This is a genomic window from Salinibius halmophilus (assembly GCF_003577475.1).
Classification (GTDB): Bacteria; Pseudomonadota; Gammaproteobacteria; order Pseudomonadales; family Natronospirillaceae; genus Salinibius; species Salinibius halmophilus.
Genome location: NZ_QPEP01000006.1, coordinates 207,982 through 230,982 on the forward strand (window position 1 = coordinate 207,982; position 23,001 = coordinate 230,982).

The 23,001-nt window shown below is 48.5% G+C and carries 23 protein-coding genes; 10 read left to right on the plus strand and 13 right to left on the minus strand.

Annotated features, from left to right (window positions below):
- Positions 1–41: 41 nt before the first annotated feature.
- Both DUW71_RS08810 and DUW71_RS18075 read right to left on the minus strand, forming a co-directional pair.
- Positions 42–1,013, minus strand: coding sequence for a DUF1852 domain-containing protein (locus tag DUW71_RS08810; protein ID WP_119394925.1), 972 nt, complete (start codon positions 1,011–1,013; stop codon positions 42–44).
- A gap of 461 nt (positions 1,014–1,474) precedes the next feature.
- Complete coding sequence (locus tag DUW71_RS18075; RefSeq protein ID WP_407690495.1) at positions 1,475–1,579, minus strand: hypothetical protein; 105 nt, start codon at positions 1,577–1,579, stop codon at positions 1,475–1,477.
- 146 nt (positions 1,580–1,725) lie between these two features.
- Between DUW71_RS18075 and DUW71_RS08815 the strand changes: the two genes are divergently transcribed.
- From DUW71_RS08815 to DUW71_RS08845, 7 genes are all read left to right on the plus strand, one after another.
- Positions 1,726–3,660 carry a TonB-dependent receptor plug domain-containing protein gene (locus DUW71_RS08815; protein WP_119394878.1) on the plus strand — a complete coding sequence of 645 codons (1,935 nt, stop codon included), beginning with the start codon at positions 1,726–1,728 and terminating at the stop codon, positions 3,658–3,660.
- Between the two features lie 20 nt (positions 3,661–3,680).
- Positions 3,681–4,757: an HmuY family protein gene (locus DUW71_RS08820; RefSeq protein WP_119394879.1), complete on the plus strand. Its 1,077-nt coding sequence runs from the start codon at positions 3,681–3,683 to the stop codon at positions 4,755–4,757.
- Between the two features lie 50 nt (positions 4,758–4,807).
- The gene (locus tag DUW71_RS08825) at positions 4,808–5,395 is read left to right on the plus strand and encodes a MotA/TolQ/ExbB proton channel family protein (protein WP_119394880.1); all 588 of its coding nucleotides are present in this window, start codon (positions 4,808–4,810) and stop codon (positions 5,393–5,395) included.
- Positions 5,385–5,768 (plus strand): ExbD/TolR family protein, encoded by a 384-nt coding sequence (locus DUW71_RS08830; RefSeq protein ID WP_119394881.1) that lies wholly within the window; start codon positions 5,385–5,387, stop codon positions 5,766–5,768. The genes DUW71_RS08825 and DUW71_RS08830 overlap by 11 nt, the downstream gene beginning before the upstream one ends.
- On the plus strand, positions 5,758–6,144 hold the full coding sequence (locus DUW71_RS08835) for an ExbD/TolR family protein (RefSeq protein WP_119394882.1): 387 nt from the start codon (positions 5,758–5,760) through the stop codon (positions 6,142–6,144). Before DUW71_RS08830 ends, DUW71_RS08835 begins: the two co-directional genes overlap by 11 nt.
- A 21-nt stretch (positions 6,145–6,165) precedes the next feature.
- Positions 6,166–6,993 (plus strand): energy transducer TonB, encoded by an 828-nt coding sequence (locus DUW71_RS08840; RefSeq protein ID WP_158583949.1) that lies wholly within the window; start codon positions 6,166–6,168, stop codon positions 6,991–6,993.
- A gap of 76 nt (positions 6,994–7,069) precedes the next feature.
- Positions 7,070–7,213, plus strand: coding sequence for a hypothetical protein (locus tag DUW71_RS08845; RefSeq protein ID WP_199671187.1), 144 nt, complete (start codon positions 7,070–7,072; stop codon positions 7,211–7,213).
- Positions 7,214–7,367: 154 nt separating this feature from the next.
- On the opposite strand, the gene DUW71_RS08850 is transcribed toward DUW71_RS08845, so the two are convergent.
- The 9 genes from DUW71_RS08850 to DUW71_RS08890 form a co-directional block, all read right to left on the minus strand.
- A complete protein-coding gene (locus DUW71_RS08850; protein ID WP_119394884.1) occupies positions 7,368–8,063 on the minus strand; it encodes a DNA alkylation repair protein in 696 nt (231 codons plus the stop codon).
- Positions 8,064–8,374: 311 nt separating this feature from the next.
- A complete protein-coding gene (locus tag DUW71_RS08855; protein WP_119394885.1) occupies positions 8,375–9,337 on the minus strand; it encodes an ABC transporter substrate-binding protein in 963 nt (320 codons plus the stop codon).
- Positions 9,338–9,478: 141 nt separating this feature from the next.
- Positions 9,479–10,672, minus strand: coding sequence for an MFS transporter (locus tag DUW71_RS08860; RefSeq protein WP_119394886.1), 1,194 nt, complete (start codon positions 10,670–10,672; stop codon positions 9,479–9,481).
- A gap of 9 nt (positions 10,673–10,681) precedes the next feature.
- Positions 10,682–12,448 (minus strand): ABC transporter ATP-binding protein, encoded by a 1,767-nt coding sequence (locus tag DUW71_RS08865; protein ID WP_158583950.1) that lies wholly within the window; start codon positions 12,446–12,448, stop codon positions 10,682–10,684.
- On the minus strand, positions 12,441–14,198 hold the full coding sequence (locus tag DUW71_RS08870; RefSeq protein WP_119394888.1) for an ABC transporter ATP-binding protein: 1,758 nt from the start codon (positions 14,196–14,198) through the stop codon (positions 12,441–12,443). The genes DUW71_RS08865 and DUW71_RS08870 overlap by 8 nt, the downstream gene beginning before the upstream one ends.
- A gap of 112 nt (positions 14,199–14,310) precedes the next feature.
- Complete coding sequence (locus DUW71_RS08875; RefSeq protein WP_119394889.1) at positions 14,311–15,312, minus strand: AraC family transcriptional regulator; 1,002 nt, start codon at positions 15,310–15,312, stop codon at positions 14,311–14,313.
- 121 nt (positions 15,313–15,433) lie between these two features.
- A complete protein-coding gene (gene ykgO, locus DUW71_RS08880) occupies positions 15,434–15,568 on the minus strand; it encodes a type B 50S ribosomal protein L36 (RefSeq protein ID WP_119394890.1) in 135 nt (44 codons plus the stop codon).
- Positions 15,565–15,825: a type B 50S ribosomal protein L31 gene (locus DUW71_RS08885; RefSeq protein WP_119394891.1), complete on the minus strand. Its 261-nt coding sequence runs from the start codon at positions 15,823–15,825 to the stop codon at positions 15,565–15,567. The genes ykgO and DUW71_RS08885 overlap by 4 nt, the downstream gene beginning before the upstream one ends.
- Before the next feature lie 246 nt (positions 15,826–16,071).
- Entirely contained in the window at positions 16,072–17,175 is a 1,104-nt protein-coding gene (locus tag DUW71_RS08890; RefSeq protein WP_119394892.1) for a hypothetical protein, read from the minus strand.
- 302 nt (positions 17,176–17,477) lie between these two features.
- Here DUW71_RS08890 and DUW71_RS08895 point away from each other — a divergent pair, with 302 nt between their 5' ends.
- Both DUW71_RS08895 and DUW71_RS08900 read left to right on the plus strand, forming a co-directional pair.
- Positions 17,478–19,232, plus strand: a complete 1,755-nt coding sequence (locus DUW71_RS08895) for an AMP-binding protein (RefSeq protein ID WP_119394893.1) — start codon at positions 17,478–17,480, stop codon at positions 19,230–19,232.
- Positions 19,233–19,245: 13 nt separating this feature from the next.
- Positions 19,246–20,148 carry a bile acid:sodium symporter family protein gene (locus tag DUW71_RS08900; RefSeq protein ID WP_119394894.1) on the plus strand — a complete coding sequence of 301 codons (903 nt, stop codon included), beginning with the start codon at positions 19,246–19,248 and terminating at the stop codon, positions 20,146–20,148.
- Positions 20,149–20,267: 119 nt separating this feature from the next.
- Here the strand turns inward: DUW71_RS08900 and DUW71_RS08905 are convergent, their stop codons facing one another.
- Positions 20,268–20,558: a Fis family transcriptional regulator gene (locus DUW71_RS08905; protein ID WP_119394895.1), complete on the minus strand. Its 291-nt coding sequence runs from the start codon at positions 20,556–20,558 to the stop codon at positions 20,268–20,270.
- Positions 20,559–20,722: 164 nt separating this feature from the next.
- On the opposite strand from DUW71_RS08905, the gene DUW71_RS08910 reads away from it, so the two are divergent.
- Complete coding sequence (locus DUW71_RS08910) at positions 20,723–22,219, plus strand: OmpA family protein (protein ID WP_119394896.1); 1,497 nt, start codon at positions 20,723–20,725, stop codon at positions 22,217–22,219.
- Positions 22,220–22,490: 271 nt separating this feature from the next.
- Here DUW71_RS08910 and DUW71_RS08915 read toward each other — a convergent pair whose 3' ends face one another.
- Positions 22,491–22,925, minus strand: a complete 435-nt coding sequence (locus DUW71_RS08915) for a YHS domain-containing (seleno)protein (protein ID WP_119394897.1) — start codon at positions 22,923–22,925, stop codon at positions 22,491–22,493.
- Positions 22,926–23,001: the final 76 nt, after the last annotated feature.

The following is a 23,001-nucleotide window of genomic DNA, read 5'->3' on the forward strand; positions in this document are numbered from 1 at the left end:
GCGCCGTGTCGAATGGCGAGTTCCGTGGACGCCAAACGTCACTAGCTGCTGGCCGACCATTGCTGCAAAATGCTCTGGTAGGGTTTGATAAATGCTTCTTCGGCAAACTTGCCTTGTTCAACCGCCAAGCGGCTGCGCTCTTCACGGTCGTACACCACGCGCGTTAGTGAGTGATCTTGATTGCGCAGGTTTGGTTTATATACCCGACCTGCCACCGCATTGGCGTTGTAAATCTCTGGTCGGTAGATCTTTTGGAACGTCTCCATGGTGCTAATGGTGCTAATCAGCTCTAGGTTGCTGTAGTCGTTGAGTAAGTCGCCAACAAAGTAAAACGCCAGTGGCGCAACGCTGTTTGGCGGCATAAAGTAGCGCACCTTTAAACCCATCTTTTTAAAATACTGCTCGGTTAACGACGACTCATTTGGCTCATATTCAAAGCCCAACACCGGGTGCTGGTTATCGGTTCGGTAGTAGGTTTTGTTGTCCGACACACTCAGGCAAATCACCGGTGGTTTGGCAAAGTTCTGCTGGTAGGCTTCCGAGTGAATAAAGCTCTGGAACAACTTGCCATGCAGCTCACCAAAGTCCTCAGGCACGCTGAAAGACTCGCGCGCTTGGTTGTGGTTGCGCAGCACCACACTAAAATCGTAATCACGCACATAAGACGAAAAGTTGTTACCAACAATGCCCTCGGTGCGCTCACCAGTGCGATGGTCAACGATATAGGTTTTTAACACCTCGATAGACGGAAATGCCTCGGCGTTGTTGTCTAACTTGATCTCTACCGAAACAATCTCTAGCTCAACGCTGTAGCGGTCGGCATTTGGGTTGTCCCAGTGGGCTAGGGCATTAAAGCTGTTATTGATCATGTTTAGCGCATTGCGAAGGTTCTCTTCACGGCGCTCGCCACGCGCAAGGTTGGCAAAGTTAGTGGTGGTGCGCGTGTTGTCAGCCGGTCGATAATTTTCGTCAAAACCAATGCTGCTAACGGAAAAAGTAAACTGATTGCTCATGGTATTTTTGCTTCCAATTAGTCGATTAGAACCAATCACAAAGGCGCTGCTTTGCACAAAATGCATCGTTGATGGATTCTGCTAAACCTTGATTTAGCACAGATGGAACGATTACTTTTGCGCGAACAATTTGCTCAGTGCGTCGGCTGGTCGCTATTAGAGCTAAAAATAATGATGATCAAAAATGATTTAATTTGATTGAAGTATGAATGGATTTCATGGGTTGGATCGGTAGCTAGATGCAAAAAGGCAACCGGGTGAGTGGCCTTGGGTGAGGGCCAGATGGCGCATTTGAGAGTGAAAAGTCGATGGGTGTCCAGGTAGTGCTTCAGGTAGTGTTCAAGGTAGTGTTTCCGCCGCTCGCTGTCCGGTATATTCAACCACTTCACATTACCGTAGCGCTGCGGTCGATTTGGGCGCTAACTAAAGCGTTGCTGCTTTCTACTTTAGTGATGCTCACTTCAAACTGTTCGTTTTCCTTTTTTTTCATCATCATTGATAAGCGTTATATCAAGCTGTTTAACCGTTTCCCCATCGGCAAATATTACTTGGCTCACTGGTGCCACAAAGTCGGTACCTGCGTAAGCGGCTGGTGCCGCTTAATTTTTTAACCTACGAAGCGCTTGAATCTTTCCTAAATGCAATTAAAAGTGATTTGCATTTAGGTTGTCAAACACTACAATGCTGCCTAGTTTTTTTATAGGTCGTTGATATGAAATTTCGTGCTGCACTTCTCTGCCTACTCAGTTCTACCTCAGACGCGGCATTTGTTTTGCCGTCGATTACCGTCGACGGCGTTGTTTTTCAACAGCCGTTGAATCAATCGAGCACCATCACCCAAGAGCAAATCGAACAAGGCCAGTATCAGTCTATGGCCGACTTGCTTGAGCAGGAATCTTCTTTGCAGCTAAATGATATTCACGGTCGTGATGGTCAAGAAATCTCGATGCAGGGCTTTGCTAGCAATCAGGTGCTGATTGTAAAAGATGGCATTCCGGTCAATACGGGCAGGGTGTACAACCTCGAAGCCATGTCGCTCGACGACATCGCCGAAGTGAAGATTATTCGTGGTGCTGCATCGGCTAAGTATGGCAACCAAGCAATGGGTGGGGTAATTGAAGTCACCAGTAAAGGTTACCAAGGTGATCAATACAACCTTACCCTCGATGCCACATCATACTTGCAACACTACACGATCGATGCGCCTCTTTGGTTAAATCAGCAACGTATTGTTGGTGCCGTGAAAACCCAAATTGCTGGCCAAATTGTGAACCTGTCTGGTCACTATCAATCGCTGTTCGGCGCAACGCGAGATCGAGCGCTTTATCAAGAAGACGCCCCGCGTGGCCAGCGCTGGAAAATTGCGGCGGACGTCACCTCGAAGTTAAGCGAACACCAAACCCTAGCCGTGAGCCTCAACGTTAACGGTCACAGTCTAGCTCGCCCTCGCAGCCAAGGTACTGGCGTATTTAGCGTGCCGTTTAGTTATGGCGATGATGAGCTGTCGTTGCAAGGAAACTTAAAGCACGTAACCAAGTTTGGCGGTTGGACCTTAGGTTCGCTAATTAACGCTCAGCGTAGCGAATTTGTTAGTGATCAAGATGCGATTCGCACCGAAGCGTTAGAACAGCAGCGGCAAGCGCAATTTGATGCACTACAACTGCAGCAAGATGCCCGTAACACAGTAAATGGCTGGATCGTTGATGCCGGCTATCAAATTAGCCATGAGGCATTTGAGCAATCGCAAAACAAGGTCAATCAGCCAACCATGGTTGAGGTGCCAAGGTCTGAACAAACACTCGCAAGCGCTTACCTACAAGGCAATCGACTAATAGGTGATACCGAAGTTCAGCTAGGCAGTCGTATTCAACAAACCCAACAAGCTGCCATCATCGCGCCAAAGCTCAACGCTGAACATATTTTCTTTTTGCCCAATGGTGATGAGCTAACGGCTGCTTTGGCATTTGGTAAAGGCTATCGCGTAGCCAACTTAAAAGAACGCTTTTATCTATTTGACCACAGCCAGTTTGGCTATCAGGTGTTAGGTAATGCGGATTTACTAAGCGAACAAGTATGGAGCACTCAAGGGGCGCTCACGTGGCAGGGTCTGCAGCAAAGTCTGGAATTAAACGTTTTTTATAATGCCGCGACTGACCTTATCGTTACTGCCGAAGCAACTGAAGCAGCACCGACAGCGCCGGGCGTGCAAACCTTCCAATATCAAAATGTTGATCAAGCCAGATTATATGGCGCCAATATCAGCCACAAGTGGCAGCTCAACAATAGTTTGGCGCTAAACAATAGCTACCAATACTTAGATGCGCGCATTTTAGGAAGTAACACCTTCATTCCGCAGCGCGCCAAACACAGTGCAAGCAGTCAGTTGTCTTGGCGTTTTGCACCAACGTGGTTTTGGCTTACCTCACTTAATTACACCGGCAAACAATGGGTCGATACCGATAACACAGCACAAAGCCCAGATTGGTGGAATTTGCGAGCTGTTTTGAGCAAGCAGTTTAACGAGCAGTACGAAATGAGCATTAGCGCTAACAACCTTTTAAACCAATACCAGCCAATAGGCAGCAGCAATGACTTGCGCCCAACCAGTGGCACAAGCATTTCTCTGAAACTAGATGCAAGCTGGTAACAAGAACTTTGGGGAGTCCTATGAAATTTAAACTGTTAGTACTTGCAGGCGCAGTGTCACTTGTAACTGCTTGCGCTGAAGAAGCAAAAACCGAAGACAAGGTAGAGGTAACACCTGCACCAGAGCCAAGTGCTGCCTTTGCTACTTACACGGTGGATGCGTCAGACAATAAAGCCTATGTGGGCGTAAATTTGACCACAGGTGAAACAACGGCCGATTTAGAAAATGGCAGTTGGCATATCGCTGTCCGCCGCTTAGATGGCATTGCTTTGAACGGTGGCGTTATTGCTGGCAAAAGCAATGTTACCGCTGCATTGGCGAGCGATACCGAAGGCTTTTATGTCAACGGTCGCCCAGTGGCGGCAACCTTTGAAAACGCAACACCCGCTGCGTACGAGCAATTGCTAACGCAAAACTATGACTTCGCCACAATCGAGTTCTCTGGCGAAACAATGAACTATGCCATTGGTAAGGACTGGTATACCACATCAGGTCGCACGATCACTGTTGACGCTAACAAACATTGGGTTGTAATGGCTGGCGACAAGTACTTCGTAGTAAAAGGCAATGCCATTGCTTACAACCCTCAAACGCACCAGTCGACGCTGGCATTTGATATTGCACCACTTACATCCGCTGGTGTTGGCAGCTACACAACGTTGACCCACACACCAGCGGGTACGTCATATAGCATCGACCTAAATACCAGCTCGGTAGTCGAAACCGCTGCTGATGCTGAGCTAACGATCGAGCTATCTAAAGCTGGCTACAACATCGCTTTGGCCAATGGTGCGCAAGCCTACGGTTCATTAACTGCTGATGAGCTAGCGGCTGTTTCAGTTGATGCACCAATGTTCTTCCGCCGCTTCGATGGCGACAGGGCTCAAAATGTCTTCACCAACAACGCTTGGTTTGAGTACGGCGTGGCCGGTGGTCATAAAGTTTGGCCAAATTACCGCACGTACGCAGTCGACCTAGATGGCGACAAAGCCACTCTAAACGATATCTTCTTTGTTCAGGCAGTAAATTATTACCACCAAGACACCGGCACCAGCGGTCATATCACCTTGCGTGTTAGCCAAAACCAAGTTCAATAAGTGAACACAGGGTGGGTCTTTTGACCCACCTCATTACGAGTAGAGGCGTTATGCAGGATTGGATTGAATTGGGTGGCCCTGTGGTCATTATTTTGCTGGTGCTGGCGGCACTAGCATCGGTATTGAGCATTAGTAAGTGCTTGCAGTTGTTACGTTGGCAAGCGGCTATTAAGCAGCAAAAAAGTGGTAATGATGCGGTGGCGGCACTGCAGCTAGCAGAATCGCAAAAAGACTCTGAGTTGTTGCGTGAAGAAGTTCAGCGCCTGGCGAGTAATGCCGTGCGACAAATGAAATCAGGCTTGCGCCTAGTAGAGCTTATCGCCCAGCTAGCGCCATTGTTAGGCCTGTTTGGCACGGTTTTGGGCATGATCGCTGCATTCCAGCAGTTGGCGACTGTGCAAAACGACCCAACCCTGCTAGCTAGTGGTATTTGGCAAGCTCTGCTGACCACGGCCGTCGGCTTAGCTGTTGCCATTCCATTTACCTTTATTCATAGCTTCTTGGTGCAGTGGCAGCAGCGAATTAGTCATGGGCTTGGCGATCAGTTAAGTAAAGTCTTCACCCGTAAACTGGCTGTAAATGGCGAACAATCATCTTTTACCAAAGGCACGCCAAATAAGGCATCTGATGCAGCTTGATCCGTCGCCTTACAAACCAGCACGCTTATCTCTTACTCCACTGATCGATGTGGTGTTTATCCTGCTGTTGTTTTTTATTTTAACCAGTCAGCTCAACCCATGGCATCGGCAGACGCTAGCGCAAAAACCCTACGGGGAAGGCGAGGCTAAGGTATTGAGGCTGGCAGAAAATGGCCAGCTGTGGGATGCACAGCTTCCCGCTTCGCTGCAAGCGTGGTCAACGGTAGGCTTGTTAGTAGACGGCAACGTTAGTGCTCAGGTGCTGCTCGATAGCATGCAGCGTATCCGCCAGGCAGGCACGCAAGATGTGCAAATTGTTACTGGGCGTAGTAACGGGCTTGAGAAGCAAGAGGAGCTGAAAAATGCTAATTGACGAGCTCATCGATGAATCGGGCGACAGGTCGCCGGACAGTTTTGATGTGCAGTTGATCCCTATGATCAATATCGTCTTCTTGTTGCTGCTCTTTTTTATGGTTTCTGGATACGCCATGTTGCAAAGCCATCTGCCACTTGTGCCTGTGGTAAGTGAGCAAACTTCCGAACAGCTGCTGCAAGTGGAAGTGGTCGTTGATCAGCACGGTAACCTCTCGCTCAATGGTCAACCTGCCGATTTAGCCGACCTTGCGGCGCTAAACAATGCTGAAATCGCTTTAGTGCTCGATCAACAAGTGCCATTTGTTCTGGTCGACCCTGTAATGCAAGCACTCGCCCAGCAGCCCGCCGTTTGGCTTTATAGCCAAGCCAAGTAAACAGTCAGAGTCATCAATATCATGAATAGAGTTTCCGACTGGTTCATTGCTTTTTGTGTCACCATCGCCTGTTTTTGGGGGCTAATGTTTTGGTCGGTAAGTCCAAATAAACGAACGTCTGCTAGCCCGCCGGTGCTGCTATCGACAGCCGCATCGACTACTACCCAATTGTCAACGGATAACACGCAACACAACGAACAGCAAAATGACCTGTCAGAACTCAAACAAATCATTCAGAGCGAGCAGGGCATAGGTCAGGCTGTAACGCCTACAGCTACCCCACTCCCAGAGCCTCTGGCCACACCGCTTCCAACTACTACGCCAACACCAAGCTTAGTCCCAACACCAACTGAAACGCCGGTTGTGACGCCAACGACCACGCTAATCGCTACGGTTGAGCCAACTCAAAAAACAATAGAGCCTGTCGATGTTGCCCCCGCTGCTAGCCCAGTGGCCATTAAAACCAGTAGCAGCGACACCATTCAATCACGCCTTTCTGGCTTAGAAAGCACAGGCAATGCCGACAAAGTAAGTAACAACAACGGTTTACTCGCCGTTGGCTCAGAAGCACAAATAAGCGATGAGGTTTTAGTGAACGAAATCCTCGCCAAAATAAACCCGTTACTGCGCTATCCAAGATCAGCCCAGCGCCGCGGTCAGCAAGGTGAAGTGGTTGTGCAATTTGATTTGTTGCCGTCTGGGCAAGTGCAACAACTAGAAATTGTTTCCTCTAGTGGTCATCCAGCACTTGATCGCGAGGCGATAGCGTTAGTCTCCCGAGCAGTACCATTGCCAAGTAGCTTGCGAACGCAAAAACTTGTTCTGCCAATTGTATTTAGCTTGCAATAATTTAGCCGAAGGCCTTTTAGAGGATCCCTCTAGTTAGTTAAGTTGTTGCAATACGATGCCATCGTGGCGATTTCTGATGAAAACGGCTACTTCACCTTTGGCATTACCGGCCGCCGGTAAATGGGGCTTTGCAGCATTAGGTAGTGGACCAGATACCGAATTTGATGGCAAAGCGCTGTCGCAAGATGCGGTACTTTGGGTCGAAGCTTACGACTACTAAGCACTTCCCTGTTAAGCTGCAACGGCTGCGCGGGTAAGTGTAAATAGACCACAAATAACGCAGACAGCCATGCCTTTTGAAGCTCAACTAATCATGCCTTTATTGCACTGGATAGAGAAGAGTGGCCGTACTCGGTTGGCCATCCTCGCTACGCTTAACGAATACCTAGTTTTTTCTTCATCGAATCGCTGGTGAGGTTTTTGGCTACGTCCATTGGGTCGCAGGTATCGCTAAAGGTAATAGGGCCTATTTCCCTTGCTAGTTCTAGCGCGGCGGTATTGAGCGTGATATTGCGCCCACCAATCGCCAGTAAAGCGCCGGCCATGGCCATTAATACATTGGTTGGTTGGCCTTTGTAGCGCTGGGCAATGTTGCTAATGTGGTCAAGAAAGTACTGATCATCTGGGGCTGACTTTTTCTTCCACTTTGCCACTTCGTAGAGCAGCCCATAACCGCAACGCACTCGCACTTCGTCGGAGCTTTCAATCCACTCTTCGAGCAGTTCAACGACAAAGCTTGTTTTGGCCAGTGTGGCATCGCACGACGAGAATACATGTGCTAAAAAGCCGCCATGTAGCTGTTCAACTTGCTGCTCGGCTTGTGCTTTGGTGATTTGTTTGGGGTCGTCAATGAGCAGCGCGATTACTTTGGCATCATAGTTATTCGACTGCCAAAGTTGCTGTGCCAGTTCGCGGTTGCGACCAATTTGTTTGGCCAGCTTGCGATGCACAGTTAGGCCAATGCCATAGCTGGTGAGGGCAAAGTCTTCGCCGTGTACCTTGAGCCAGTTGTCGATTCCACGCTGGTTTTTGTGCTGCTCAAGTAGTTCAAATATAGCTTGCTCGTTCATCAGTATTACGCGAGAAACCGGGTGGGGAGGGATAGCGCATTGACGTTAGCCGACCCTCTTCTCGCGAACTCCTACAATGTTGGCTATCTTTTATTGCTGGTTTTCACTCAACATATATTTAACAGCTGAAACATGAAAGCGAAACGCGCTTACAAACTTCGATTTTACCGCTATCTTCGATGAAAACAGTCGGCGCGACGGCCTCATATTTTTCCTGTGCTTCCATTTGCCATGTTCGGCTTTATAGAATATCTGTGGTTAGAAGCCCCTAGCTTGGAAAATATCAATCTTTGCTGTCATTGCAGCGAAGCTCACTCGATCACTAGGTTTCTGTTTAGGCCGTCTTGCAGAAGAATAGCAGAAATTTGATCTAAACCATTTTCAATTTTTCCCCAAGCTGAGCCAACCATTTCGCCACCACGAAGATTGTACAATTGCCCTGCTTGTTGTACCGGTAGAGCCTGGACTAAAGGTCGAGCAATAAATTCGTTAAATGACGCAGAGTTAGCGCTTTGATCGGCATCGAAGGTCAGCAAAAACATGACGTCTGCTTCGTGTTCAATGAGCGATTCAATACTTCGGGTAAACTCCCCTTGCGCAACACTTCGCTCTTGCTCGCTCATTGTAGGATTTAGCAAGCGTTTGATGGCACCCCAAGCTTGTGTTTCAGATAGAATATCGAAGCCGCTACCTTGCCATTCTGGCGCAATGGCAGATATGGTTGTTTGAGCAAGTGCAGGTCCCAAGGCCGCTTGTAGTTCCGCAACCTTGTTCGATAAACCAGTTTGCAATTCACGTGCGCGATCGGTGCGATTTACTGCATCGGCAAATTGCATCAAGGCCACTTCCAAATCATTGCTAAACATGTCAATGACGACAGTTGGTGCGATTTTTGAGTAGCGTTCGTAGGCATCAGCAGGCCACGGTGATGCAAAAATCAAATCAGGATTTTGTGCCGCTACTAGCTCAATGTCTGGTTCCCCATATGTGCCAATAAAGGCAATGCCAGCGGTATCATAGCCTTGCATGCGGCGATACATTTGCTCGCCTGCCGCATTGATATGGCCTGCACTGGCGATGGGTTTAACGCCAAGCTCCATTAGTGGTAACAGTGCATTTTGGTCTTGCAGGGTAACAATCCGTTTTGGGTCAACAGGAATGCAGGTTTCTCCGGCAGCGTGAGTAAAGGGCCGAAAACCATCATCGCAATCAAGGGCAAGAGCTGGTGTGCTTAAGCTAGCCAGTAGGCCAACGGAGGAAAGTATATTTTTCATTTTTTCCTTTCGATTTAGAATTACAAAAAGTCTTTGATTAACGAAAATTTAGCCGCCTTGGTATGCCAACCAAGGCGGCCTAAATTGATTGAACAATAATCTAAATGAGAATTATTAGCAAAATTTTTTATGCTTTGATCATCAGCGCTCTATAACAGAAATCGCCTTTGATTTTCCTTGTATGCCAACGACGATAGCCAGAACCAAAAGAAGGAAACTTGCCGTAGTAAAGGGCAACCGACTATCGAACTGATACAACAAGGTTGCCAGTAGTGGCACAATTACTGACCCTAACCCCTGCATCGCAGATAACGTCCCTGCCGCTAAACCTTGCTCATTGTCACTAACCGCATTGGCTGTCATGGTTTGCATCGCCGGAAAAATAGGCCCCAGTCCAGCGGCCATAACTACGTAACCAAATACAAACTGAGTTGCGGATGTAGACGTTGTGGCAAGCAGCAGCCCGCTTAAACCAATTAGGCTGCCTAGCCAGATACTTGGGTAAAGAATGTCGGATTTAACCTTCATGACAATACCTTGAACCAGTACTAGCGTTATCCCAGTGCAAGCCATTGTGATACCTGACAGTTTGGCTGTTTGACTTACTTGTTCAGCACTATAGATGTTATCGAGGATAAAAAAGCCAATTATCATTTGAGCACTGATCACCGCCATCATTAGTACTAAGCAGGTTGTCAGAGGTAGTCGTAAGCGACGGTCGAATAGCGACACCGGATGGTCATTCGTTTGCTCAAATACCGGTACGCTAGGTAGTTTAAATAAGACTAATACCCAAATCATCAGAGCGAGCGCGGCGAGTATGTACAGTGGTAATACTAGGTCTTGCGCTGCTAAGATCCCGCCAATGGTTGGACCGGCAATCATGCCAACTGCATTCGCCATGCCTAATCCTCCCAGCGCTCGGTGGCGCTCGCTTGGTTTGGTACTTTGTGCAACGTAAGCAGCACTTACCGGAGTCATGGCAGCAAAGCTAATGCCAATCAGTGTGCGGCCAATTAACATGCCAATAAAGGCCAAGCTGATGGTCGCAAAGCCTGCCATTATTAAATCTAGCCAATACGCCAAAAGCCAATAGCTGGCAACAAAAGCAAGGCCTGCGATAACTAAAACCGGTTTGCGACCTTTGCGATCACTTAGGCGCCCCCAGTGTCTTGCCACAAGCATCCATGCAAGCCCAGAACACGACACAACAAGGCCACCGTGCCATTCCTGGAGGCCAACTTCTCTTATAATTGGCCCAATCACAGGAATGTAAGCCATCATAGCCGTCATGAAGACGGCATTTAGAATGAATAAAAAGCGAAATGAAATCATGGTGCGACCTTATTCGACGGAATTAAAATGCCACTGTTTGGTGCGCATTTGGGCTTGCCATAAACTGTGATATAGCCCTTTTTCTTCAAGTAATGATCGGTGCTGACCTTGCTCCACAATTGCCCCGTCATCGAGTACAACAATTTGATCTGCTGCGACAATCGTACTTAAGCGGTGGGCAATGATGATAAGAGTTCGCCCCTTTGCGAGTTCTGCCATGGCACGTTGCACCTGTATTTCACTTTCGCTATCCAGCGCAGCGGTGGGTTCATCGAGTAAAACAATGGGCGCATTCTTTAAAATGGCACGGGCAATACTGATTCGCTGGCGTTGGCCGCCAGATAACTTGCCGCCAAGCTCACCAATTTTGGTGTGATAGCCATTTGGTAGCTGGCTAATAAAATCATGACAGTTAGCTGCTTTTGCGGCCGCTTCAATCTCTGCTTGACTGGCGCTTGGTTTAGCCATGGCTATGTTGTTTAAGATGCTGTCGTCGAACAAATAGACATCTTGAAAAACCACTGCAATTTGGCTCATTAACTCGCTTTGGCTAAAGCTTCTAATATCGCGGCCCCCGATACTAATGCTGCCATTTGCTACATCGTCATAGCGAGTGATTAGCTTGATAAGAGTAGATTTGCCAGAGCCCGATGGGCCAACGAGGGCCGTAATGCTGTTGGCTTGGCAGTGCAAACTTAGGTCATTAATCGCCGGGTTGTTAGTGCCTGGATAACTGAAATGCACTTGTTTAAATGTGATCGATGAGTCCTGCTGTTGTCTTGTGTGACCTAATGTTGGTAATGGATTAATGTCCATCAGGTCACTATAACGCTTGGCTCCTAAGCGCATTAGGCTAAAAATAGGCAACATAAATGCAAAAGTGCCAAGCGGCTCGACTAAGCGCAGCATAATAATCGCCAGAACGGGTAAATACAGTACTGATAAATCACTGTAAATAACCAACAAAACCGCCGTGGTCAACATGGCCCATACGCCCAGTTCAGCAACTAAGCCGTAACTGATGTTGCTGGCAATGTTGCGCTTTTCGCTACGCGTTTGTATGTCGCATAACTGCTGAATGCGTTGACGTAGCCGATTGCCAGCGCCATTTGTGGCATTACAGGCGCGCAATACGGCCATGCCTTGGCTGTAGCCTAGTATGGCCGAGTTACTATTTATCATGGCTTGCGAAAGTTTGGCAAAGTTTGCCTCGGTCATCTTTTGCTTAAGCTTATTGATCGGCCATAACGCTAGTATCACTGTCGCCATTACCGCCGCCAAGCGCCAGTCAATCCAAAGCAGGCCCAAAAAGACCATGCATGGCAACACAGCTAAGCGAACTAGTACCTGTACTAATGTCCCCATTGGCATCGTTATGTGTTCTACACTCGCCGCTAGCGCGTTGGCCACTTCGCCATCTCGGTATTGGCTAAGGCGACTGAGAGGCATGCGATGCAGTTGTTGGCTGAGCTTCTCATGTAGTTCATAAACCAGCTCGGCGTAAGGCTGCCCGTGGCTAAAGCTCAGCGCGTGCCAATTGAGGGCAAAATGCACTGCTAAGCCAAATAGAATAAAAATCAGCCAACTTGTCACATTGCCTGCCATCAGGTCGCTTTCAAATAACATCGCAACTGGAAACAGCGCTAATAAAATTGCACCTTCTAGCATTGCTGCGATCGCGCTCTGGCTGAGGGTTCTATCTAAGGGTTTTTGCTGTTTGCCAGCTAGCTGACGCATATGCTGAAACGACTGCCACAATGTTGCTTGCTTATGCATAACGTTGTTCCTCAGAATCATCTGTAAGAAGCCATGTCTGGCTGTTTTCATAGGCTTGCCAAAGTTGGCTGTATCGTGATGGCTTAGCGAGCAGTTCATCATGTGTGCCGCGCTCAATGAGTTGCCCATGATCTATCACTAATATCTGATCGGCATCTTTGATGGTATTTAGCTTGTGAGCAATGATCAGCACGGTGCGTCCTTGCATTAACTGCGCAACCGCTTGCATTAACAAATGCTCGTTATCAGGGTCGGCATATGCCGTTGCCTCATCTAATACCAAAATTGGCTTATCCTGAACCAGTGCTCGTGCAATGGCGATACGTTGACGCTGACCGCCAGATAGTCGAACCCCTCCGGCACCGACCATGGTTTGATAACCATCCGGTAGGCTGACAATAAAGTCATGTATTTGGGCAGCCTTCGCCGCATCTTCAACCAACGCTTGATCGATATGCTCATACCCAAGACGCAAATTGTCTAACAGGCTTTCATCGAACAAATAGTTGTCTTGAAAAACAAAAGCCATCTGCGACATAAGTTGTTCGCTACTTAGGTGGCGAATGTCGTGCCCGTCGATGCAAATACGCCCATGCTCTGGATCCCAGAAGCGCGGTAATAGCCTGGCAAGTGTACTTTTTCCGCTACCAGAAGCGCCAACTAGCGCTACAATTTGACCGGGTTCAATGTTGAAACTCATGTTTTGCAGCGCCCATGCTTGCTGACCTGCGTAGCGGAAACTTAGGTTTTCAACGGCGATGCTTGGTGTTTTTGAAAACTTCACTGGTTCGGGTTGGGCTGGCTCAGGCAGGCTTGGTTGTGCCAGCATCTGCTGAATATCTGTTGCGGCAACTTGGGAGCGCTTAATGGCATGGTTCAACCACATCAGCGGCATAATACCTTCAACCAAACCACCGCTGAGCAACAGCACCACGGCAAGTGCACTAAGCTCCAGCACCTGTAGGTGCATTAACCACCAACCGCCTAGCCCTACCCACAACAGTACAGGCAAAGGTGTGAATAACCACATGGCAAACCGCACACTGTGGCCCGAAGCAGCCAGCCACCTTGTTAGTAGCTCTTTAAACTCAACCGTGGTGTTGTGCAGTCGGTCATACGACTGACTACCACTATCAAATGCTCGCACAACACTCATTGCTTGAATGTACTCCACCGCTTGCTGATTAAATGCAGCATTTTTTTCTTCATACAAAGCAGATGTGTCGCCATGCCCTTGCATTGCGCGGCTAAGCACAACAAAACCTACAGTTAAACCAGTAATTAGCCACAGACTCAACTGCCAGCTAAACACGGCGCACACTAGCAGGCTCGCCAGCGGCGCGACATAGAGCTTTGCCAGCATAGGTGTTGAGTCGGCAACGAAGGCGTGCAAGTTCGTAACATTGTATTGCATTAGCTTGGCAACACGGCCACTACCATGTTCTGTGATATAGCCAAGCGGTAGCGAGGCCAGCTTGTCTGCAATCTGGCTGCGAAGGTCGACCTCTAACTTGTACGAGGCTAGGTGGCTAATAGTAAAAGAAGCTAGCCGTAGCACAGTGCTTGCAGCGACTAGCAACAAGCAAATCAGTAACCAAGTTAAGTTTGTTAACGCCTGTGGTTGAGTAATGTTGTAAGCAAACATAACCATAGCAGCCAAGTTCAGCAGATAAGAGGTTGCCGAGCCAGCCATGGCTGCATAGATGCGCCCACGCACGCTGTGCATCAACGCCCAAATTGGATTTTTCATAATTATCCCTCGTGTTAAAACGAGGCAATTATGATTGGATGAGAATGGTTTTCAGTCACTTTAGAAAAAAACAAAGTCAGTTTTGAAAAAAAGAGCAGTCCTGCTGTCTACATCAAGCTTGGGATCTAGTAGCGATTTTTGCCTGTTTAGGCGTGATGCCAAAGTGCTGGTAGAACTGTTTGCTAAAGTGCCCGGTATGTCGGTAGCCCACCGCAAGCGCGGCATCTAATACTGACATGCCGCTATCTAAAAAGCGTTTTGCTTGCGCTAGTCTTAACTGTTTTCGGTATTGCGCAATGGAACATCCCAAGCGTTGTTGCAAGCCTTGTTGTAAGTAACATTGATTAATGCCTGCTACCTTGGCTAGATCACTAACCGTAAAATCTTCACAGTAGTGCTCATGCAAGTAACTAACGGCGTGATTTATCGCTTTATTGCGCCAGACTGATCGTTTTTCATGCTGATTGAGCAGGGTGTCTGGCAATTGAAGATAGCTAGCAAGCAATGCTAAGCATTGCGATTCAAGTGTTAGCGCGTCGTGAAATGTAAAGTTGGGCGAGCTGGTAATTTGTTTTGTTAGTCGCTCGATTGACTCGTTCACTCGTCCTACCCGTTGAATGGGGATTGACTGCTTCGTTTTTTGCATGGCCAAACGCATGTTTTTCGGCGCTTCCTCTTGCCAACGTTGCCACTGGGCTGGGCTTAAATCAATCGACACTCCCCGCATCCATTGTTGCGCTGGCATGTCGACAACCATGTTTTCCATCGAACCATGCATCAGCCATAGATCGCCAGCCCTTGGCGCAAACCACTGATTTTCGACCTCAACCCGATAGTTGCCATGAGTTAAGTAGCTAAAACCATTGTGTGCCAAAACTTGTTCGTATCGGCAGCGCCCCGCTTCGGCAAGTTTGAAGTTGCCCAACTGTAAGCGCATGCCTGAATCAAACTGATAAATGCTGGCTTGTGCCTGATTACCTTGATCGTTTAGCGATACCCATATGCCATGCTTTGAGCTTTGTACCTCAACTGGGTAGCGGTCACTTGCGCCATTAGTTGGAAAGTGCCTGAGTAGTTCGTCGATGATTTCGGCTTGCTGCGCAACTAGACTCATTATTAATCCTTATTTGAGAATGATTATCATAACCTTTCTAGTGCGCAGGATGCTAGTGATTTAACAACAAGTTGGCCGCGATTTTTGGCTGGCTACGGCTTTCTTCGTGCTACATCGGCTACTATTTGGTACGCCCCTGAACCGCTTTGAAACGAGGATTCGACTTACAAATGACATAGATACGGCCTCGACGCTTCACTACTTGGCAATCTGGATGGCGCTTTTTTGCAGTTTTGATTGAGCTCACAACCTTCATTTTTTTACCCCTCTCCCTTTACCAAATTTGCGGTAGAAGTCATTTACACGACCTTCTTTTTCGACCACGCGTGCTTTACCTGTGTACTGCGGGTGCGAAGCAGAAGAAACATCAAGTGGCATGTAAGGGTAGGTTTGACCATCTTGCCAATCTATGGTGCGCTCGGTTTTTAAAGTAGATTTAATCAAGAAGTATTCGTTAGCTGTGGTGTCGTGAAACACCACAGTTTGGTAATCGGGATGGATGTTCGGTTTCATGTGCTGTCCTTTTTTGCGTTACGTTATTACATAACAATAATGCAAATAGGAAGTATTATCAACTAAGGTAAGGGAGAAATTTCTATCCGCCTCAACTATCCACAGCGCCAGCGCTGGTTTTAAGTCACGTCGTCAACTGGATGTTCGAACATCATGCCTTTATTGTAAGTGAAGGTAACAAACAAACCCCAGCATAGCGCTGGGATTTCTGTTTATTTTGCTTGGTAAGCCTGCAGTTAGAAAAGCCTACTTGTCGGTATAAACAACCAAATCATCGATGGCGTACCAGTCTTCAAAGCGCAGCTCATTTGGGTAGGCCTGAAAGAAGTCGTTACCGCCAATGCCAAAGTAGTTCCAGCCAATAATATCTTCTGATTTGGCACCGCTGCTGATCCAGGTAACGGCTTCGTCGTTATGGAACTGCACGCCGTTGAGCCATTGGCGGAAGATGCCGTCGGCAACGCCCGGGGCTGAGTTCAACTTCATGTAAAACGACATGCGTGTCCAATGCTCGGCTTTGCCAAAGGCTTGCTCGTGCGTAACCGCGCCGGGTACATCTTTAAGGAAGCCCTCGCCAACTTGGTTAGGTATCTCGGGGTTCGTACCGTTAATGCCCATGCCATCGGTGTGGCCACGATAGTTGCGCGAGCCACCAATGCCAGATTCAATCGGGCCTTCTTGCCCTGGTGGGCCAGGGTATAAAGAAAGCACATTACGAACGCCGTATGAGTCGCGTTTGTAGTTGTAATACAGCCTTGGGCCCACGGCACCTTCGCGGCCATTGTAGATAGAGCCACTTCTGTTCCAGGCTCCAGCGCGGAATACCTTGGATGCCCAGTTGTCGTATTTGTCGCGTTGATACCAATTCGGTGAGAAGCGAATCCAAAACTCCACATAAAGTGACTCGTAGTGGTTGTCGAACACTTTCAAAAACTGCGCATCCGACGCCCAGTTATTCCAACCAAGCGAGTGCGACTCGCGCCAGAACACAGCCGACTTACCATAGCCCCCAAGTGCCTTATCGGCATTGCGCTCTAGTATTTCGAGCGATGCATGGTTATCTGGGTAACCAGTTTCAGGTGACCAAGTAGTGCCTTGGTAAATCATCGACCAACCTTCCGGCAGTATATCGCCTCGGCGCGTTTCTTGGCTGTTGTCGTTGGTGTGCATAGTGCTTGTCCAGTCTGGCTGGTCGTCGAAGCGCTCGGTAAACAACAGTTGCATGTTATCGGTAACGGGTAGGGGGTTTAGCGCAATAGTTGGTGAAGGCTGGCTTGTTTCTGGCAAATCGCCTTCAACGCAGGCTGCTAGCAAAATAACGGGGCATAAAAAACTAAGTTTGGTATCCATAGCCAGGCTGTCCTTGAATCATATTCCTCTATAACCACCAGTGTTGCAAAAAAGCTCTGTGTTGTCAGTGGTGTATAAGCTGGTGAAATGTTGGGAGGATCATTCGTAGGTCGTACGAACCGCAGGTTCGGGCGACAAGTCTGGCAACAATTTAACTAAACACGTTTCCCAAACCTAGCGGTTTGTAAAACCTACACCCAAATGTAACCAACTGGTCATATACGTCCGCCTTGCTTTGTCATGTGCTATAAATTAATGATGTAGATCAAAAAACTAAACATAGTTAGTTAAGTGAGGGCAGTATGTCTAACGACCTAGTTTACGATCAAGCCCCGTGGGTCGAGCTTTACAGCCCCAAACAACTTGCCTTGCACCAAAGCAGTGGCATACCTGGCGAAAAGTGGCACAGCATTCCGCAAATGCTCAGCCAAGCGGCTAGCAAATATAGCGCCAATAAAGCATTTACCACCTGCATGCCCAACGGCATGAACGGCAGCCTTACCTATGCACAAACCGAAGAAATGTCGACCCAGTTCGCCCATTATTTGCGCGGCGAGCTTGGCCTGCAAGCCGGTGACCGTGTAGCCGTGCAAATGCCTAACTGTTTAAGTTTGCCCGTGGCAGTAATGGGCGTGCTAAAAGCTGGCTGCATTTTGACTAGTGTGAATCCACTGTATCGGCGCAGGGAAATGAAGCACCAGTTTAACGATGCAGGGGTGAAAGCCATTGTTATCTGCGACATGTTTACCGACAAGCTAGAAGATATTCTGGCCGACACCCCAATTCAGCATGTAGTGGTTACCTCGTTGGCACAGTGGTTTCCACCAGTGGTACGTGGCGTGCTGAAACTGGTACTGAAATACTGGAACAAGGTGATACCTAACCACCAGCTTACCCACCATACAATCGACGAAGCCCTCGCACTTGGCAAAGCTCAGCAACAGCAAAACAACTTAAATGTGGAAGACTACTGGCGAGGCCTAACACGCGACGACACCGCCCTGCTGCAGTACACCGGTGGCACCACAGGTGTTGCCAAAGGAGCTGTACTTACACATGGCAACCTGCTTGGCAATGTTGAGCAAATGGACACTCTAGTACAAGGCCACCTAAATAGCGGCGAAGAAACCGTGTTAACGGCTTTGCCGCTATATCACATCTTTGCCTTTAGCGTGAACCTACTAGAGTTTTGGCACCAAGGGGCGCACAACGTCTTAGTGCCAAGCCCACGGCCTGTACAAAACTGTCAACGCGCTTTTGATAACTACCCAATCTCGTGGATGACCGGCGTAAACACGCTCTACAGCGCCTTACTAAACGAAGAGTGGTTTACCATTTTTCCACCTAAACACCTAAAAGTTGCTCTAGCCGGTGGTGCGGCATTGCACGCTACCGTGGCCGAGCGCTGGCAAAAGGCAATTGGCTGCACACTTGCCGAAGGTTATGGTCTCACCGAAAGCTCACCCGTGCTGTGTTTTAACCCTCTCACCGACACCCGCCCAGACTGCATTGGCATTCCAGCACCGGCTACCCAACTGCGTTTGGTAGATGACGAGGGCAATACAGTGCCACTGGGTGAGCCTGGCGAGCTGATTGCCAAAGGCGTGCAAATCATGCAGGGCTACTGGCAAAAACCAGAAGAAACCGAAAATGCTTTGCGCGATGGCTGGCTGTACACCGGCGACATTGCCATTATGCACCCCGATGGCCGCCTGCGTTTAGTCGACAGGAAAAAAGACCTCATTTTAGTCAGCGGCTTTAACGTGTACCCGAACGAAGTGGAAGAAGTGATTGCTGGGCTAGATCAGGTGTTGGAATCGGCTGTGGTAGGCGTGCCCGACCCACTCACAGGCGAACAAGTGCAAGCCTATGTTGTGCTGCAAGACGACAACCTAGATGTGCCAACTTTGCTGGCGCATTGCAAAAAAGAACTCGCCGCCTACAAGGTGCCCAAAAAAGTAGTGTTTGTGGCAGAGCTGCCCAAAACACCGGTCGGCAAGGTATTGCGCAAAGACGTACGTGCCATGGCGCTAGGCCAACCAGTGCATTCAGATTAATTAGGAGACTGTCATGCTAAGTGCTTTTGAAGAAACGCTGTTGTCGGTAATGATGGTCATCATAATGTTTGGCATGGGCGCAAGCCTTACCTTTCGCGACTTTCGTATTGCCTTTAAACACCCCAAAGCCATTGGCGTAGGTTTTAGCTCGCAATACGTGCTCATGCCGTTTATTGCCTTTGCGCTATCGTGGATACTCAACCTAACCCCTGCGCAAACCGTGGGCATGGTGCTCATTGGTTGTATGCCTGGTGGCACTACCTCCAATATTTTCGCCTATTTCTCGCGCAGCTTACTTAGCCTAAGCATTATGATGACCATTTGCTCCACGATTGCCGCCTTCGTAATGGTGCCTTTGCTCATGCAGCTGTACACCCAAGGCATCGACGATACCCTGCGCATACCACCCGACCAAATTGGCCGCCTGTTATTTGCCTTACTCATTCCAACGCTGATCGGCATTTGGCTGCGCCGAAAAAACGCAAATATAGGCGCCGTAGTAGAATTATTAGGCGGTGTATTAGGGGCTCTGGTTATTATTTTCTTGCTGGCTACCTGGGTGCCACGTAACTGGGAACTGCTGCTTACCACCCACTGGAGCGTTTATGTGGCAGTAATCATGGTGGGCTTAATTGGCTTTAACTTTGGTTACTTCTTCTCGCGCTTGCTGGGCTTAAATCCACAAAAATCGCGCACCGTGTCACTAGAAACCGGCATTCAAAACGGCCCGTTAGCAGCCCTGATGGTAAGCCTTAGCTTCACCGGCGAGCTACAACAGCAAATACTGCTAATACCCGTGATGTACTCGCTGTTTATTGTGCTCAACTCAACGGCCATTACTATTTTCTACCGCAAGCGCACCTTCGCCGAAGAACTCGCCCGCGACCAAGCCAAAATTCAAAGTGGCGGCTCATAGGTTTGCGAATCGTGCTTGGCGGTAGTACATGTTGCCCGACTGGAAAGGCACCCAGTCGTGCAACCTACGGGATTAGGCGTAGGTTTTTCGAACCCTAGGTTCGGGAAACAATTGACCTATCACCCCTCCACCTTAAACACCAAATGCGCCGCCACATTCTTAACCTGAAAACTGCCAAAACCGCTTTCCAAACGCTCCACTAACGCATCATAAGCAGTATCAGCCCGAAACGATTCAATGGCTTGCTGGTCGTCAAACACCAGGGTTACCAACAACGACTGCGGAAACTTCTGGTAGTTCGCCGAATGCGTGAGCCATAAAAAGCCATGCACATCTTTCATCAAACCTTCGCAAACATCAGTCAGCAGCACGCGAATTTGGTTATCAATTTCCTTATCGGTTTTGCGCATTGGGGCTCCGGTGGTTGTGAATGGTTGAGTGTGACAGATAGTAGAATCAACTTGGACACCCGCCGCTATTGAAGTTATAACGGTGACTGATTTTGTTGCTACGGGACATTGTGAGGCCTCACACCTATTGCTAGGATGCTCGAAAAACGGATTAGGAGCAAAGGATGAAGACAGTTGCGCCAGTTTTATGTGTGCTGCTACTAGTAGGATGCGAAGCAAGCAAGGGTACAGATAACCAAGCTAGTTCACGCCAGCCAACCACGCCTGTTTCGGAGTCTTTCTACACCGAGAACGAAATAGATAACGCTTTTGCTGACTACATGAGCCTAAGCAATACCCAAGGTGTGCTTACAGATACCGTTGGCAATCACTTCATCCTAGTAGGTGGCGAGCAATTAACCGCAGCGCAGAAGCGAGTCAATGATTACGGTTATTTTGGTAGCTCGCAAGCCTTTGTTGCTCAGTGGTTTGAGCTAGTAGAGGGCAAAGGTGAAATTTCCACACGCGTGAACCTAAATAATTACTTTGCAAACCTGGGTTACCATCCAAGTCCTGATCTGGACACCGCTTATCATGGTGACAAGCTGGCCAAAGACGCAATCTTTACTGATGCTGCAGATGCTATCGATGCCAATGGACGAGCTGTTTATTGGGTTACCTACAACACTTCAGTAGCTGAGTATTCTGGCAATACTGTTATGGGGTACGGCAATACTCAGTTGTTTAGCTGTGAAGATAGCAGTAGCCAACAAACTGAAGCGAGCGTTGCCAACAATGAATCTGAGGGTGAATGGCAACTCGACCTCGCTAACTTCCAGACAGCAAGTCAACTGTTTGCGTCAACGTCGAATCAGGTTTTTCTCTGCAAGCCAAAAGATGAAGCAGATGGGCAAAGTATTGTGATCGAGTATTTTGCCCACAGTGCAAATACGCCAGCTCAGGTAAGTGCTTCAGGTACTGTACTGCCCACTGAAAGCGCCGAGCACAATTTTGAGTTTAATGGCACCAAGTATGATCTAACACAGTCACCAACACTGACCATCGCAGATGCAGACGGACACGATGTAAAACTTCAGCTTGTAGTGAAAGACTCAGCCGGAGACGTGCTGACAACCTCACAGCACTGCTCGCTTGCAGGTGTTGAAACCAAGATTACGATAGAAGAGACACAAAACGCTGCGGCTTGGCACGCAAAGGTCACAGAAGCCCACAGCGGAACCTATTCGAACGACTCTTGCCAAACAGAAACGCTTGAACAGGTGGTAACGAAATTCGGTTTAAGTGGCACCATGTATGTTGATTTAGCTGCACAGGATGATTGGCGCCAGCAGGAGCGAGATTATCTTAGCGAAAACAACACCCTGTATTTCAACGAGAACAATGCCAACATAACCTCAGCTGCTAGAGCTGTACTGAATGCTCATGTGGGTTATTTACTTGCCTCACCAAGTGCAAAAGTGAGCGTTGTGGGCTACGCCGATAATTCTGAAGAACAAAGCCAGGAACTAAGCCTGCAAAGGGCTCAGGCCGTTGCTAGGTTTATGCAGTTGAAAGGTGTTGATGCTAGCCAAATTGAGGCTGCGGAAAGCGACAGCTCAACGCCTTCGAATACTTCAGTAACTGAAAACCGCCGCGCTGAAATCCGCTACTTATCTTGGTAGTAAGCGCTTAGTTACCCAGTTTGCTTCCTGTCCCTCCATGGTAGGTTCGTATATCGTTTCTTTAGGTCCGTAAATCATTCGCGCAGCGAATGTTTGCGGACATATACGACCATGACGGTAAGGCCCCCGTCACTCCCGAACGTTCTAGGTCCGTCACCCCCGAACATTCAAGGCCCTCACCTCCGAGCGTTCTAGGCTCGTCACCCCCGAGTGCTTTTATCGGGAGGCTAGTTCGTTCCTCCCAACACACGGCTCGTCTATCAAGGTGGTGCTAATCCAAAACATTTGGCCAGTTGGCATCGCCTAGTTTAATGTTCTGGCTGACATTTTGTTTCCAACGACTATGCACCGAGCGACTGTAGTTTAAGTACAGTTTGTCATCTACGATCGTCCAGGCCGTTGGGTCGACGGAAGCTGTGTAACCTTGCGACACAGCCCAAGCACAATAGCCGCCATACTGAGGGGCATACTGCTCGGGGTTTTCCACAAACAATGCTTTATTTTCAACTGAGCTAAAAAGCCAAGTGGTATCCTGCCACTCATACTGAATAGCCTTGTCGCCCTCAACCGCCTTACTCTCGGTAAAAAAGGCAACAGGGTCATAGCCGCGAATTGCATTGCCCCAAGAAGAATAAACAGGAGGTTTGTCTGCCAACGACACGCTAGCTAGCGCTACCAGCAGCACTGACAAGAATAGTTTCTTCATAATTGCCCCCAATTGTTCAGACTCCATTAGTAAAGCAGAGGTCGCCTAGGTTCGAAATGAGGGGAACTACTCATTT